General features: G+C 33.7%; 11 protein-coding genes. 1 reads left to right on the top strand and 10 read right to left on the bottom strand.

Annotated elements, in window-relative coordinates; translation table 11 throughout:
- Window positions 1-4: 4 nt before the first annotated feature.
- The 10 genes from LL966_RS01255 to LL966_RS01210 form a co-directional block, all read right to left on the bottom strand.
- Window positions 5-1,489 (bottom strand): retropepsin-like aspartic protease, encoded by a 1,485-nt coding sequence (locus tag LL966_RS01255; protein WP_229349433.1) that lies wholly within the window; start codon window positions 1,487-1,489, stop codon window positions 5-7.
- Window positions 1,490-1,495: 6 nt separating this feature from the next.
- Window positions 1,496-2,365: a thioredoxin family protein gene (locus LL966_RS01250; protein ID WP_229349431.1), complete on the bottom strand. Its 870-nt coding sequence runs from the start codon at window positions 2,363-2,365 to the stop codon at window positions 1,496-1,498.
- Between the two features lie 73 nt (window positions 2,366-2,438).
- The gene (locus LL966_RS01245) at window positions 2,439-3,926 is read right to left on the bottom strand and encodes a PKD-like family lipoprotein (RefSeq protein ID WP_229349429.1); all 1,488 of its coding nucleotides are present in this window, start codon (window positions 3,924-3,926) and stop codon (window positions 2,439-2,441) included.
- 34 nt (window positions 3,927-3,960) lie between these two features.
- Window positions 3,961-4,728 (bottom strand): DUF4843 domain-containing protein, encoded by a 768-nt coding sequence (locus tag LL966_RS01240; RefSeq protein WP_229349427.1) that lies wholly within the window; start codon window positions 4,726-4,728, stop codon window positions 3,961-3,963.
- 15 nt (window positions 4,729-4,743) lie between these two features.
- Complete coding sequence (locus LL966_RS01235; protein ID WP_229349425.1) at window positions 4,744-6,189, bottom strand: RagB/SusD family nutrient uptake outer membrane protein; 1,446 nt, start codon at window positions 6,187-6,189, stop codon at window positions 4,744-4,746.
- A gap of 10 nt (window positions 6,190-6,199) precedes the next feature.
- Window positions 6,200-9,520 (bottom strand): SusC/RagA family TonB-linked outer membrane protein, encoded by a 3,321-nt coding sequence (locus LL966_RS01230; protein WP_229349423.1) that lies wholly within the window; start codon window positions 9,518-9,520, stop codon window positions 6,200-6,202.
- A 180-nt stretch (window positions 9,521-9,700) separates the two neighbouring features.
- On the bottom strand, window positions 9,701-10,849 hold the full coding sequence (locus tag LL966_RS01225) for a FecR family protein (protein WP_229349421.1): 1,149 nt from the start codon (window positions 10,847-10,849) through the stop codon (window positions 9,701-9,703).
- 155 nt (window positions 10,850-11,004) lie between these two features.
- Window positions 11,005-11,598 carry an RNA polymerase sigma factor gene (locus tag LL966_RS01220; protein WP_229349419.1) on the bottom strand — a complete coding sequence of 198 codons (594 nt, stop codon included), beginning with the start codon at window positions 11,596-11,598 and terminating at the stop codon, window positions 11,005-11,007.
- Window positions 11,599-12,000: 402 nt separating this feature from the next.
- The gene (locus tag LL966_RS01215; protein WP_229349417.1) at window positions 12,001-12,513 is read right to left on the bottom strand and encodes a hypothetical protein; all 513 of its coding nucleotides are present in this window, start codon (window positions 12,511-12,513) and stop codon (window positions 12,001-12,003) included.
- A gap of 52 nt (window positions 12,514-12,565) precedes the next feature.
- Window positions 12,566-13,519, bottom strand: coding sequence for a glycoside hydrolase family 43 protein (locus tag LL966_RS01210; RefSeq protein ID WP_229349415.1), 954 nt, complete (start codon window positions 13,517-13,519; stop codon window positions 12,566-12,568).
- Window positions 13,520-13,677: 158 nt separating this feature from the next.
- Between LL966_RS01210 and pdxR the strand changes: the two genes are divergently transcribed.
- On the top strand, window positions 13,678-15,090 hold the full coding sequence (gene pdxR / locus LL966_RS01205; protein WP_229349413.1) for a MocR-like pyridoxine biosynthesis transcription factor PdxR: 1,413 nt from the start codon (window positions 13,678-13,680) through the stop codon (window positions 15,088-15,090).
- Window positions 15,091-15,186: the final 96 nt, after the last annotated feature.

The raw sequence follows: 15,186 nt of genomic DNA, 5'->3' as shown, positions 1-15,186 counted from the left end.
TTTTTTAGTTGCTATTTTTAATTGAAATTTGCATAGATTGATTGTCTTGTTCGATAATAAAATCTTTACTTTCTTTAGATTCTTTCAGCTTTTTAAGGTTTTCTGGTTTCAATAAATCTTTGGCTTCAAAATCGTTTATCTGAGTAACTTTTGCTCCAGCTTTAACTTTCTTTAAGTCCTCATTTTGCTGATCGATAATTCTTTTTACTACTAAATTTTGGTTGTCATCAAAATCTAAATCCATTCCGCCCAAGTAAAAAGAAGATGTTTTTTTGAAATTTTTATTAGGTTCTAAATAGACCGTTTTGTGCAAAAGATCAATTGTAAAATTGAAACGTTTTATTAAATCAATTCCCAAAGATCCATCGGCGAAAGCCCAGTTTTTATTGGCTTCGTCATATTCTTGAATTGCTACAGTTACATTTGGAAAATTATTTCCGTTAATTGCCACATTCGGAATTGCACCGCCAACAATTTTAGTTTGTTTTCCTAAGCTGTAATTCACAGAAGTATATTCCGTTTTTAGACTTGCTTCCAAATTATTTTTATGATTGAAAGGTCCGTACGCGATCAAATCGTAGCCTGCGCCAGTATCAAAAGTAAAATTGCCTTCGACTGTTTTTTTGTCTTCAAAAGTCAGATTCATTTTTACGACCGGAAGTCCCGATTTGTAATCAAAAACAAATGGCTTTGCTTTTCCCCAATAATTGAAATTTCCAAAATTGTACAAATCGATTGTCATCGTATCAAAATTGACTGACGTAATGAAATTTCGCAACAAGTTTGCGCCAAACAATCCGTCGTAGACACCATGTTTCGGAAAAATGACCAAACCTTGATTTTTTAAAACCTGATCGCCAATATAAATGGTATTGTCTGCAGAATACTTTACTTCCTGACTTCCGCCAACCACAGAAGTCGATTTCGTTTTGGTGACCACAACACCCGCTTTGTAAGCACTGTCGGGATTTAAAGCCATTCCGTCTGCGCCTGTATCAAAAAGCATTAAAAATTCACGATTGGCTTTGTTTAATTTGATTTTAATAGCAATTCCGTTTTCGATAATTTCAAACGGAATACTTGCCACTTCCTTTACTGTGGCATGTCGGTCGACTTTGTATAAACCATCAAAAAATGTCACGTACAAAATTTTATTTTCTGAATTGAAAACAATCTGAGACGGCTTTTTTTCTTTTCCTTTAAAACAAAAATCGGCCAAAACATAGGTTTCGTTTTTCATTTCTACCTTTTTTCCAATTTGAATAGAATCTAAAACTGGAAATGCATTGAAAATACCATTCAAATAATATTCGTTTGATGAAGCATCTCCAACACCGACTGTAAATTGTGGTGACAAAAGATTTTTCATGCTATTGTAATCTTTGTTCTGAAAGGCTTTTTCGAACATTTCAATAGATTTCTGAATGCTATTTTGCGCATACATTGAACAGCCAAAAATCAATATTGAAAACAAGAATATCTTTTTCATTGAAACTTACTTTTTTGAAGCTGACGGATTAACGACCACTTTTTCTACTCCAAAATCTTTTAATAAAATAGCTGAGTATTTTGTAAATTCTTCTGGCGTGTAGAGTTCTTTAGAATCATTTACTAATTCTGTAAATCCTTTCAAATCTTTCTTTTTTTCGTATTCTTTTTTCTTGCGTTGCAAAATGGTAAATACGTGATTGGTCACGCTCCATCTTCCGTAATCTTTTGCAAATTTTTTACTGTTAAAAAGAAAAGCATCATCATATTGTTTTCCGACTCTTAAACCCGTAACGATTACAAAATAAATTTCATCAGAAGTCTCTTTAGATTTTAAATAAGTATCGATAACCTCAAAAGGCACATTTCTTTTTCCGTCTAAATACGCTTGTTTATAAAAATCTGGATACTCTTTTTCTTGAATTTCTGGACTATACTTTTTGAAAACACCTTTTTTAGCCGACTCTTTAGCGTTTTGAAGCAAAGCTGTAAATTGCTCTACGCTATGAAAACCGCCAGCAATATCAATAACTTTTCCTTCAGCGCTCATCAATAAAAATGTTGGAAAACCAGTTACGCCGTATTTCATGCATAATTTTTTCCCGATTTCTTCTTTTAAAATATCCGATTTGAAAGTGACAAAATCAGCATTCAAAAGAGCCGCTACTTTCGGATCTGGAAATACTTCTTTGTCCATTTGTGCGCATGGCATACAGCCCGTAAAATACAAATCGACAAAGATTAATTTTTTCTCCGTTTGAGCTTGTTTTTTAGTTTGTATCCAGCTTCCTTCGGTAGATTGTGTCTGTGCTTTTAAGGCAAAAGAATGACAGGCAAGCAGCAAAACTGCGCTTGCGATTTTAAAAAATCGTTTCATAAAATGTGGGTTTTAGAAGCCGAATGAATTCTAATTTTCATTCGGCTTTTTTTAAGATTTCAAGTTTATTTAATTATCGTACACGGTAAGAAACATCAACAATTTTACATAAACCTGTATAGGTATTTTCTAAAACTAAATTTCCGTTTACAGGCGGAACGGTATATAATTCTAATTTTCCGGTTGTGCTGTAAGTACCTAAAATTAATTTGCTGATTACTTTCGGGCCTCTTTTGCTAAAACCTAGATAGGTAATTTCTTCATTTCCTTTATCTAACATCAATTTTGCAGATTGAGTTCCGCTGTCATATTCATATACTTTGTTACCAACTGAATAGAATAAGTATCCAGCATCTGGACTTACAGCAAATTTTGTTGCTTTATCTAAATCCGGAGCATTCAGCATTTCTTTGTAATAGGTTTGCACAGCACCAGTGGTAAAACGCAATAGATAAAATTTGCCTGTTGAAATATTCTTTAAGACCGCAAAATTTTCATTCAAATTAAAATTAGAATTGGTCATGTAAACCAATTCGCAATTGGTATTATTCCAATCTAATGTTGTTGCAGAAGCTGTAACAGGAGGCATCGCCGAGCAATTTCCTTTTGAATAACTGTAACGTAAAAAACGATATTTTTCTACATCAAAAAAGACTGGAGTTCCTGTAGAACCAGTTTCTGCAATAAAAGGTGCCGCCGTAAAAAGTTTGGTTTCTAAGTCGACTTTGTTTTGTGGCAGTCCATATCTAATTTGCTGTGTTCTGTTAAAATAATAGATATCACCATTTTTAAAGAGAAAATTCTCTCCTCCATTAATAGGTTTCATAAAATCTACTGCGAAATTTGTTGGAAAAGCGCCTCCAACAGTTTCATAAGCAATATTTTGTGTTTGGCTCCAAGCAAAAGAATCAGGTTCTAATCTAGATGTTCCAGACTCAGAAGCGGTTACATAAACACCGTAAATAACAGCGCCAGGCAAAGGTGTACTGAAACATTCCACATCTACTGCTTTTCCACTCAACTTTAAAGTAGATCCGGAAGCGTCTAAAACATCATTAATAATACGTGGCTGCGCAACCCCAGGAATTATGGAAACCATATCTAATCTCGCTTTTCCATCAACATCTCCAACCACAAGCCAGCCTTCATAAATTGACGAAACTACATTTAATGTAATTATGGGCTGCTGCCAAGTTACTCCTGTTATTTTATCCTTTATGAAATAATAAAGATTGTATTTTGCTGGCGGCAATTTTAAAATTCCTTCAATATTTTTTGTTGTAGCAACGGTAGTTCGAGCCTCGTATGCTAATTTTGTAGGATTTAAAGCCACCCATTTATACTCGTAACGATCGGGATTTGTACCATCGTCTAAAGTTGGATTTATATTGGGTTTTATTGTAAAATTATCTCCTGTATACGCTGTATATTCTTTTTCTATTCCAGTTACTTCTAGCTCATTGATCTTCTCATAATCATAATTTCCCTCATCGCTAACGCAACTGTAGGCAAGAAAAAGAACCATTAATGCAGCTATTTTTATTGTTATATTTTTAAACATCGTTTTATATTTTTGAAATTAAAAAAATGATTTTTTATGGAAAGAACATTTCATTTCCATTTTCTTCATAAATGGTATTTCCTGAAGCTTTCTGATCGGCTAAATAGCGTTTCATAAAGTTTTGATAATACTGATAATCGGGAATTGAAAGACCTGTACCTCCTGGTGCTTGATTAAACATCTCAGGTTCTAAATCCATCAGTTCACACATTAGGAAAAATTTCTTTGCGGTAAAGACACCAAAATTGGCAGTAATCCAACCTAGCGGTGTCGATAATTTATCATTAAATGATAATTTAAAACGAATAAAACTTATGGTTTTTCCCGTCAAAACATTCGTCACTCTTGATTGCATCTTCGTGGTAAAAAATTCATTTTCTTCCAGATTTAGCACTGCTGTAAAATCTTTAGTTTTCATATCTGGAGTTCTTAAAACCTTTAGAAAAATAGTATCTATCTCTTTTCCAGCGCGCATTACCATATTTTCTGGAAATTTAAAATGAGTTCCTAAAACGGCTGTACTTGATGGGTCAACGGTAAGTTTTATTTGTCGATCAACATTGCTAACTTTTCCTTGAACTCGTATAGCAATAGGGAAAATTCTTTCTGTAATGGCAGCGTTATCCAAACCAAAACTAAATCCGGTGCTGTCTATAAGTGGTCCATTGCTATATAATGGAACTATAGAGCGTGAGAAATAAATGTTATCGGTATCATTATAAGGCTGAATTTCTTCTTTATCGCATGATGTTAGTCCGAAAAGAGATAGAAAAGTGATGCTTAAAATCAATATTTTTTTCATGATTACTTTTTTTAATTATTGAAAATTAATTTCTTCATCTGGCAATGGCACCACATATTTAAGTGCATTCATCGTTACATTTCCAGATGCAGCAGAACCGTTTGGAATTGCTGTTGAATTGATTCTTTTGTAATAAAAAAACAATTGTCCTTCTCCCATAAATTCTTTTCTATATTCTTTTGTAATTTCTGTTGCTAAAACCGCCGTTGCAGCAAGATTGGTCAAACCTCTATTAAATCTAAGCGTATTTAAATAAGCAATTCCATCTGCTGGAACCGGAGCTGTTTCTGCCGCAATTAAATACAATTCTGAAAGTTTAAACATTGGAATCTGAAAACGAAATTCTTTGGTTTTATCCGTTACATCTTCGTATTTAAAAAATGTTTTCTGTGTTTTTCCTCCTGATATTGGAATCTTCCAAGACGGAAGACTTCTGTAATCGTTATCATTAGATTCAAAAACAGCATTTAATCGGCTTAGCAGTGGAGCGTAAATATTAAAGTCGTCTAAACTGGAATCAAAAATTAATTTTTGTTTGTTATATAAAGTAAGATCGCTAAGGGCAAAGAAATTCTCAGAAGAAAAAATACGATCTGGATTAGAAGTATTGGTAGCTTCTAAGAATGGCGTCCAGTACACATAAGGTTTTGCTTTTACATAATTGATGAGTTCATTCGCGACAGCAAATGCTCCCGTTTTATCTCCTGCGTAAAGCAAAACTCTGGCTTTTAAACACTTTACTGCCATGATATTCATTCGCTGTCCTCTATTTTTATAATAATAAGGATTACCGTCAAAAGCAGTTGTCGTTCCATATTTTCCAGTAGTTGGAAATGGATCCTCTTTTAGAAGTGAAATGGCCAAATCTAAATCGGCTATAATTTTAGCCATTACTTCGTTTGCAGGCAGAACCGGATTATTTGTAGTCTGAGCAAGATCATAATAGGGTATAGAAGGATCTGCAGGAGATACTTTATAGATCGGTCCATACATACGGAGCATATCAAAATGCAGCATTGCACGAATAGCAATCGCTTCTCCTTTTAATAAATCTGCCTTTTCTTTAGAAATTTTATCCGAATGCTGATCAATACTTTCTAGAAATTTATTTGTAGACAATATGGTTTTAAAAGCAGTAACCCAAATAGCCGCAAAAGTAGATTTTGGCAAGGCCTCAGCATAAGAATAAGTCGATATTGTAGCTTTTACATGCGAGCCTGACATATTAAATTGCTGGCCTAAAATTTCTACAGCATCCATGGTAAGCTGTCTTCCGTACAAATTGGCATTAGCCAATTGAAGGTAAATTCCGTTATGTACATTCTGAATTCCAGCTTCAGAACTATAAGCCTGATCTTCTAAAATTTTATCTTGCGGCACTACATCCAAAAAATCACTACAGCTTACTGCGGTTATAGAGGTAAGCAAAATGAATGTAATTTTATATAAATACTTGTTCATAATTTCTTTATTAAAATGATAAATTAAGAGTCAAAGAATAAATTCTTGAGAAAGGATAATCAATACCACGCTCTGCTTTTATTGTTGATACACGGAAAAACTCGTTTGCCAAAGCATTAAATCCTAAAGCTGTCAATCCGTTTCTTTTTAGCCATGCTCGGTCAGTTATTCTATAACCTAAACGAATAGATTCTCCCGAGATATAATCGTCTTTCTGAATAAAGCGTGAAGAAATTGGTGTATTATTGGTTAATCCGATTGCCTTAAATTGCGCCATTTGTCCAGGAGTTGTCCATCGGTCTGTAAAAGCTCTTACATCTTGATTATCAAAAATGCTTGATCGCGTAATATTTTCTACTTTGTTGTACAAGGCAGAGTTAAATCTATCTGCACCAAAACTGTAACGCACAAACAATCCAAAACTAAAACCTTTGTAGTTTAAGTTTGTAGAAACTACTCCTGTTGCAGTTTCTCTAGAATTCCCCATTACTACTTCGTCTTTTTTATCTAGAATAAAAGTCGATTGCCCGTTTTTCTTTAAGAAAACTTCTCTACCTGTTGCAGGATCGATTCCTAAGGATGGTACAGCCCATAAATCATTACTGCTTGCTCCATCATAATATCTGGTTAAGCCCGTACCCTTTTTTGCGGTCTCATTTAATGAAGCCAAAGCATTACCAAAACCACCTAATTCATTATCGCCAGTTGCGCCCATCAATCCGATTCCCCAAACAAAATTTCTGCTTAAATCGTAAATGAAATTATAGTTCATTTTTAACTCTAACCCTTCAGTAGTCAAGTAACCCACATTTAAAGGATAACTATTAATTCCAGTAGAAGCAGCAAGATCAATACCTACAATCTGAGGAGAAGTTTTACGTCTGTAAGCTCCAAGAGTCATTGTAAATCTATTTCTAAACATTGCAAGATCTAATCCTAAAGATAAATCTCTGGTTTTTTGCGCTTCTAAATTTGGATTTGCAATTTGCGAAACGGCAAGTCCAGCACCAAAAACGTTGGTATTCGGATCGTAAGAATAAATGTCATAAGAAGCAAATCCTACTAAGTTCTGATTTCCTGTCTGACCGATATTGGCACGCACTTTAAAAATGTTGACAATGTCTTCATTCATTTTAAACTCATTGTTTAAGTTCCATCCAAAACCAATTCCCCAATAAGGCGAATATTTTTTGTTTGTTCCAAAATTGGTAGCGCCCGAAATAGTCTGTGTAAAATCGAATAGAAATCTTCGATCGTAAGCGTAGTTAATCTGATTGGTTAAATCTACACTTCTAGTAAGCTCTGTATATATTGCTGGTTTTCCGTTTGGTTCATAGCCAAAAGCAAATGCTGGATTTCCGGCAACTCCAATAGGAAAACCTCTCAAAAAGGATTTATACGAATTATTTTTTGTTTCTAAAGCCGAAGCTCTAATCGTGTAGTTAAAAGAGTGAACGTTTTTAAAAACATTCGAATAGGTTGCACCAAGGTTAGCATTCCATTTGTCTGTAATAGCTTCATATCTGCTGTATGTTCCTTTTTCTGTAGCAATATTACTGATAAAACGAGTATCGTCTGGAGAAACGAAAACCGTATTATTACTATTTAATCTTGAAACAGAGATTGCTCCAGTTGTTTTGATATGCGGACTTACATCATAATTGATTGCAAAGTTATTCGTAAAATTAAAATCGTTTCCTTTATCATAACTTCCCAAAAAGACATTGTAAAGCGGATTGGCTGGATGATTTACAATGGTTTGCAAACTAGTCAAAGGCAATGAAGAACCATCTAAATAACGAGTTATCACTCCGTTTTCATTCACTTTTGGATAATACGGACTTACCTTTGCCCAAGTTTCAAATGAACCGTATGGCGATTCTTGGTTATTTCCTCCAGAAACAAAAAATTGATTGCTAATGTTTAATTTATTTTTTCTGTAAGTCAAAGTGGTATTGTATCCCCAAGTATTGTGTTCAGAACCTTTCATGGTTCCGGTTAAAGTTTTATAATTTCCGGCAATATTAAAACGAAATTCCTCAGAACCTCCACCAAAATTTAAACTGTGTCCAGATGTAATTCCCATCTGAATAGGTTCGTTTAACCAATACGTATTTACGCCGCTGCGTACAGCAGCCAAACGTCTGTTGTATTCCTTGTCCCAAGTTAGCGGTGTAGTTTCGGTAGTACCATCTTTAACAATAAATGCTCCAGAAAGTCTTTCGAATTCTAACTTTTGTTCTGCATTCATTAAATGATAAACACTTAAATCTGCCAATTCGTAAGAAGAATTATATACGTAAGAAACTTGAAGTTGTCCTGGCAATGGCTTGGTAGTTTCGATAACCACAACCCCATTTGCAGAGCGAGATCCGTACAATGCAGTTGATGCCGCATCTTTCAATAAAGTAATACTTGCAATTCTATTAATATCTAAATCGACAACTTGCTGTAAAGTAGTTGGAAATCCATCTAAAATAAAAAGTGGCTGATTCGGATCATCTCTAAACTGACTATCAACCTGATTGGCTGTTAAACTCGTCTGTCCTCTTACCTCAATTGTAGGCAGAATATTTGGATTTGAACCTACTAAATTGTTATTCACCACAATAAAAGATGGGTCTAAAGATTTTAAAGCCTGAACAGCATTTTGTGTCGAAACCTGTCTTAGTTCCTCACCTCTAAAAACAGTAACCGCACCCGTAATTAATTCTTTCTTACGAACGGTAACCCCTGTATTTACTACAACTCCTTCCAGTTGTTTTGTTTCTTGCACTAAGGTAACATTGATTACTTTTCTTTTGTTTACCTCTACAATTTGCGCTTTATGCCCAATATATGTAAATAGTATTTGTCCATCTTCTGGAGCACTAATGGTATATTTTCCGTCAAAATCGGTTTGTACGGCAGCATTGGAACTTCTCACTTTTATGTTTACTCCGGGAAGCGGTTCTTTGGCTTCATTGGTAACAGTTCCTTTAATTTCAATTATTTTAGATTGCTGAACCACAACTTTCTCTGCGGCTCTTTCTTTTACAACAATCGTATTTCCGTTAGAAAAACTAAAGTCAAAATCTTTATTAGAAAAACTGGCTTCTAATAATTCATTCACTTTAATTTTTCCTTTTTTTAAATGTACTTTAGGTAATTTTTTAAATAAATCTTCCTGATAAATAAAAGTATAGTTGGTTTGTTTTTTAATGATATCAAAAACTTCGTCAACACTTACTGTTTTATCAGCCGTAATTACAACTTTTGAGTTTTGTGAAAATAGATTTACGGGAGAAAAACCAAAAATTGTAGTACAAAACAAGAAGATAAAAGTTCTCATAATGTTAATAATTAGCCGCTCTCTAAAATAGAAATAGGCGCTGGTTAATTTAAATTTCATAAATTTACATGTTAATTGGTTGGTTGGTTGTTAAAACTGATTAATGGATTAATGGATTAATACATAGAAAGGGATAAAGTGCAGTACGGTGAGAGGTCTAAACTTTAATCCCTTTTCTTTTTATTTGATAATAATCTTATCGTCTTTTTTCTCATAGGCATTAATAAAATTAATATTCTTGATGGTCGTTAATATGTCTTCTAATTTTTGATTTTTGTTTAAAACGCCATTAAACTTAACATTTCCAAGAGCTGGATCAGCAAACACAATATCTACATCGTACCATCTTGACAATACTCTTGCAATTTCTTTTAGAGGCATTCCTTTAAATACGAACAAGCCTTTTCTCCAAGAAATTTCGTTGTAAACATCGACTTCAGAAACGGTAATATTTCCGTTATATTCCGAAATTCTAGATTGCTCATTCGGAACCAAAGTTTTTCTTTTACTTGCATTACTTACCGCAACAACTCCTTCTACCAAAGTGGTGTAAATAGTCGATTCGTCGCGATACGCTTTAATGTTAAATTGAGTTCCAATAACTTCAACATTTTGGTTTTCGGTTTTGACTTTAAATCTTGAACCTTTATGTTTAGTGCTTGGCGAAACTTCAAAATAAGCTTCTCCATAAACCAATTCTACTTGACGCGTTTCGCCGTCAACAAAAGCGACTGGATATTTAAGTTGAGAATCTGAGTTCAGCCAAACTTTGGTGCTGTCTGCCAATTGAACAAAAAATTGTCCGCCTCTCGGAATCGTTAATAAATTATTAGCAATGGTAACAGTTCCACCTTTTGAATTGTATACTAATTTTTCGCCATTACTAGACGCATTTCCTTTTGTATACGATTTTCCTTTTTCTAAAGCGATAACAGAACCGTCTTCTAAAGTCAAAGTTGCTTTGTCGCTTCCAATTAGAATTTCTTTGTGGGCAACCTGCGGAGTTTCAATCTTAAGCGGATTTGTTTTATTGATTATTAAAGAAATCGAAATCAGCAATAATAGAGATGCTGCCATCGCAATCAGTTTGAATCTGTTTGTGGCATAAAAAGGTTTCAAGCGAATAACTTCTTTTTCTTCAGATTGAATCGCACTTTGAAGACGCGTTCGCATTTTATGTTCCATTTCTTCTTTAGAACCAAGCGCATCATTCCAGTCTTCATTGGTTTGAAAACTTTCGTAAAAATTCAATAATTTGTTATTCTCCTCGAGATTGGTATCACCGGAAAGATATCTATTTAGTAAAACTAAAAAATCCTCTTTTTTCATTTTATTTTGTATTATTCGGGGAGTATATGAAGTAAGTATCCAAAAAGACACCTACCCCCTAGTCCAAATTGTATTTTTTTTGATTTTTTTTGAAAAACGACTAAAAAAGAGGAAAACACACACACCATTCAATCCAACCACACCATTTATTTTCGCTAAAAGATATTTTTTGAAACCCACAAAATCATCGCCATACTAATGCTTTCTCCCATAGAAGATCGAATAGTATGTAAGGCTTTTGTAATATGATTTTCGACTGTTTTTGTAGAAATATTAAGTCGTTCTGCAATTTCTTTATGAGTCAGCTGTTCTTCGCGGCTCAGTTTATAAACGGCCTGGCATTTTTCTGGAAGAGATTCGATAATTAAATTCAATTGCTGCACCAATTCGTCGTGCATTAATTGTGTTTCTGGCGTAGAAGATAAAAAGCGCTTTTCTAGATCATCAAAAAGTTCGACGTGAATTTTGTCTTTATTTTTTCTTAAATGATTAAAAACCTGATATCTGGCGCAGGCATACATATAGCCTTTTAATGAAATATGAATTTCAATTTTTTCACGATTATGCCAAATATTCATGAAAATATCTTGAATAATATCTTCACATAATTCCTTGTCTTTAATGACATTATAAGCCGACATAAAAAGTGCCTGCCAAAATTTATTATACAATTCTGTCAATGCCGATTCGTCGCCGTCACGAAGACGATCAATTAAAATTTGATCCTGATTTAAGGTAAGATTCGACAAATGAAGGCTGGTTTATAAAATTGAATAATTCGCAACAAACATAATAAATTTACCTAATAATCCTAATTTGTTCTTGACGACAGAATTATATACTTATCATAATTCTTAATTTAAAAAACAGCAAAACATTAAAAATTATATAATGTAAAATACAAAACAGAAACTTTTTTTCAACTTAAATGAATTCTTCAATCAAAATAAAATGGATTTTACAAAATATTAAATTCAAACCGATATGAAGTTAAAATTGTATTTTCATTAAATTTAAAAAAAATGACGTAGCCAATTTCTTTAAATCTAAGATCTAAATTCTTTAGCTCCTTTTCGAAATAAAGAAATAAAAAAATCTGCTGAAGAATCATCCGCAGCAGATTTTTAATTATTAAAATTCAGTAAAAAGATTTAAAACAGTATTCGAATTCCTAATTGATTATTTGAAGCAATAATTGCTGTTTGAATAGTATTCTGCTCCACTAAACTCTCCGGAAGTTTATTGTTGTATTTTCCAAGTGCTTCTCGAATTTTTCTTGGATACCCAATTTTTATCGGAATTGAGACCGCAACCAAAATACCGCCAATAACAGCAAAAGTCATATTAGAACGATCTGAAGAAACTTGTGGATTAGTCGCAGAGCCCGTAGAATTAATATCTGTAGTATTCATGGCTGTTATAACATTCGCACCAATCATTGCCAATCCTCCATAAAAAAAGGCATTTCCGAAAGTTTTCTTAGTCCTTCCAGTATTATACAATTTCAGGGCTTCCGGATTATCCCGCATTAATATTCGAACATTTGTCGAAATTACTTTTTTGCCTTCAGAATCGTAAACAGTTCCTCCTGTTCCGTAGGTTAAATGCTGGGCAAATGTTATTGTAGAAAAAATAAAAAATAAAAGGATTAATTTTTGTTTCATTTAGTTTGATTGGTTTAGTTATATTGATTTATTTGATTTATTTATAACAAGCTTATTTTAAAGGATTTGCTTTTACACCTTCATTGGTCAGCACAACCGGTTTGATTAAACCATTTTCGTCAAAAAACATTTCTTCTATGCAAGTTTCTCTCGAATGCATTACCGTTTCTGTCAAAGGTCTTCTGTGATACACAATATAATATTGCTCTTTGTTCGACACTTTTATAATAGAATGATGTCCAGCGGCACGCGCAATTTTCGGATCAGATTCTAAAACTTTTCCAATTCTTTTAAATGGTCCCATTGGCGAATCTGCAATTCCGTATGCCACGCAATAATCTGGTCCGCCCCAATCGCCTTCAGACCACATAAAATAATATTTGTTGTTTTTGATGAACATAAAAGGACCTTCTGTATAATTGTCTGGTGTCATTTCTTTGAAAATCGTTTTGTCTTCAAACGGTATAAATCCAGTAAAATCCGATTTCAATTTGGCAATATTGCAATGTCTCCAACCGCCGTAAATTAAATAATGCTGACCATCTTTGTCTTTAAAAACAAACTGATCAATTGGCTGAGCGCCATTAATAATTTTATCAACGAGAGGTTTTCCTAAATAATCTTTGTAAGGCCCTTCAGGTTTTGAAGCCACCGCCACTCCAATTCCGCCAGTTTCTCCTTCATGAATATCATTTGCTCCAAAAAACAGGAAATACTTATTTTTATTTTTAATGATAGACGGTGCCCACATAGCTCGTTTTGCCCATTTTACAGCCGTTGTGTCTAAAATTCTCGGATGTTTTGTCCAATTTACTAAATCTGGCGAAGAAAAGGCATCAAAGAAAACCTGATCGTCAAAAGGTGCCGAATAAGTTGGATAAACCCAATACGTTTTATCAAAAATAATTCCTTCTGGATCTGCATACCATCCTTTAAAAATGGGATTATTTTGTGCATAAGAATGCAGCGAAGTAAGAATTAGAAAACCGAAAAGCACCTTTTTCATCCTTTATTTTTTATTTTAAAAGTAATAAAACATTTTAAAGTATTGAATTTGAGTTTCAAACTTTTCAAAAAATGTACTTTTAATGTATTTTTCATTTTATAATTATTGTATTTTTGGACTAGCAAATTACTTTTATTTACAAACGAAAAACAGTCCAGATGCTTCGCCCTTGGCCATTAGAAATTGAGCTTGACAAAAAATCAGACAAAGCAATATATCTGCAAATTGCCGATGCGGTAATTGATGCGGTAAAAACAGGAAAATTAGTAAGCGGAAATGCGCTACCAGGAAGCAGGCAATTGGCACAATTATTAAAAGTAAATCGCAACACCGTTGTAGAGGCTTTGGATGTTTTAACTGCTGAAGGATGGCTGGCAACAATGGACCGAAAAGGTACTTTTGTAACAGATGCTCTTCCTCAGATCAATTATTCATCAGCGAATAAAAAAGAGAAGGAAATTGCGAATGAAGAAACTAAAAAATTCCTCGTTTTTGATGACGGACTTCCCGACAGCCGATTGGCACCAATGAATGATTTAGCAAGGGCTTATCGCGAATTGTTCAGCCGAAAATCGCGCTGGCAGATTATGGGTTACAGCAGCGAATTGGGAAATCCGGAATTTAGAAAGTCGATTGCCCAAATGCTCAATTTTAAACGCGGCATGAGTATTTCTTCCAATCAAATCTGTATCACTCGCGGAAGCCAAATGGCAATGTATCTGGCTTCGCATTGTATTCTCAAATCGGGAGATTTAGTTTTGGTTGAAAATCCTGGTTACAAACCTGCTTGGGAAACTTTCGAAAATGCTGGTGCAAAATTACTTGCTGTCGATGTTGAACCAGACGGATTAAATATAGAACAAGTAGAAAAATATCTTCAAAAACATAAAAATATAAAAGCGATTTATGTTACACCTCATCATCAATTTCCGACTACGGTAACTTTGTCTTTAAAAAAGAGATTAAAACTAATTGCACTTTCTAATGAATATAATTTCACCATTATAGAAGACGATTATGATAATGAATTTCATTTTGGGCAGCGTCCGATTCTCCCTGTTTCCAGCTATTCGGCTTTAAAAAACTATGTTTATATTGGCAGTTTCAGCAAAGTTGTTGCGCCTGCCTTACGTATCGGATATTTGGTAAGTTCTGAGCAGAATATCTTAAAAATCGCAAATCATAGAAAGATTATTGATGTTCAGGGTGATAATATTATGGAAGAAGCTATTTTGAACCTCATCAATGAAGGTAAAATAAAACGTCATCTTAAAAAAGCCAATTTGGTTTATAAAAGTAAACGAGATTTCTTTGAAAGCATTTTAAACCAGCATCTTAAAGACAAAATAAAATTTACAAAACCCGAAGGCGGACTTGCGTTTTGGATTGTTCCAAAGTCTGAAATAAATGTGCTGGATGTTTTTGAAAAGCTAAAATCGCAAGGCATTCAGATTATGAGTCCAGATCGTTTTAGTTTTAATGAAACGATTAAAGGTTTCCGTTTGGGTTATGCTTCACTTTCTGAAAAACAAATCGAAGAAGGAATTAAAGCGCTTGCTAAACTTTTGTAGTTTTATTTTAACACATAGAAACATAGATTTTGAAGTCGTCAAAAAAGACGTTTCACTCACATTAATGCACATAGTTTATGCTATGTGTTAAATGAT

The sequence above is a fragment of the Flavobacterium chungbukense genome (genome assembly GCF_020805785.1).
GTDB lineage: Bacteria > Bacteroidota > Bacteroidia > Flavobacteriales > Flavobacteriaceae > Flavobacterium > Flavobacterium chungbukense.
Note: the sequence above shows the minus strand (reverse complement) of the source record. Positions and strands in the feature narration are given on the sequence as shown.

Coding starts and splice junctions, on each gene's coding strand:
- LL966_RS01255 (WP_229349433.1), bottom strand. CDS start 1,489: ATGAAAAAGATATTCTTGTTTTCAATATTGATTTTTGGCTGTTCAATG.
- LL966_RS01250 (WP_229349431.1), bottom strand. CDS start 2,365: ATGAAACGATTTTTTAAAATCGCAAGCGCAGTTTTGCTGCTTGCCTGT.
- LL966_RS01245 (WP_229349429.1), bottom strand. CDS start 3,926: ATGTTTAAAAATATAACAATAAAAATAGCTGCATTAATGGTTCTTTTT.
- LL966_RS01240 (WP_229349427.1), bottom strand. CDS start 4,728: ATGAAAAAAATATTGATTTTAAGCATCACTTTTCTATCTCTTTTCGGA.
- LL966_RS01235 (WP_229349425.1), bottom strand. CDS start 6,189: ATGAACAAGTATTTATATAAAATTACATTCATTTTGCTTACCTCTATA.
- LL966_RS01230 (WP_229349423.1), bottom strand. CDS start 9,520: ATGAGAACTTTTATCTTCTTGTTTTGTACTACAATTTTTGGTTTTTCT.
- LL966_RS01225 (WP_229349421.1), bottom strand. CDS start 10,849: ATGAAAAAAGAGGATTTTTTAGTTTTACTAAATAGATATCTTTCCGGT.
- LL966_RS01215 (WP_229349417.1), bottom strand. CDS start 12,513: ATGAAACAAAAATTAATCCTTTTATTTTTTATTTTTTCTACAATAACA.
- LL966_RS01210 (WP_229349415.1), bottom strand. CDS start 13,519: ATGAAAAAGGTGCTTTTCGGTTTTCTAATTCTTACTTCGCTGCATTCT.
- pdxR (WP_229349413.1), top strand. CDS start 13,678: ATGCTTCGCCCTTGGCCATTAGAAATTGAGCTTGACAAAAAATCAGAC.